The sequence below is a fragment of the Vibrio sp. D173a genome (assembly GCF_030248475.1).
On the sequence record NZ_JAHGAH010001458.1, the window covers coordinates 1 to 428 of the forward strand.

The following is a 428-nucleotide window of genomic DNA, read 5'->3' on the forward strand; positions in this document are numbered from 1 at the left end:
GCACGGCATTAAGCACCAGATTACTCAGAGCAGAGGCGATTGCATTGGCATTGCCAAACATCTGGGTCTCTTCGCCTTCGACTTCTTGGCAGTAATCTATGCTGTTGGTCTTGAGTGCCGTCTCAACCATGGGCTGATATTCCGCGATCAGTTCTGACACGGTAAATGGCTTTACGACCTTGTTGGCACCACCTTTGGCGAACAACAGCATATCATTAACCAATGACGAGAGACGTTGCAGATCACTCACACGAGCTTGAAGCAGTCGAGGTTCTGTCAGATCGGTAATTAAGATCAGCTGACCGGTAGCGGATGCGGAGATCGCCAGACGCACCTTGCGACCATTTTTCAGTGAGATCTCGTGACCATCGTCATCTTTAGGATCAAACGCACTCTGGATCACAGAGAACCATTTCTCTCCCACCAGC

General features: G+C 50.0%; 1 protein-coding gene. It reads right to left on the reverse strand.

The window, feature by feature from the left end:
• Positions 1-428: sensor histidine kinase (locus KIV40_RS34055; RefSeq protein ID WP_375164948.1), on the reverse strand; the 428-nt coding region annotated here is incomplete at both ends.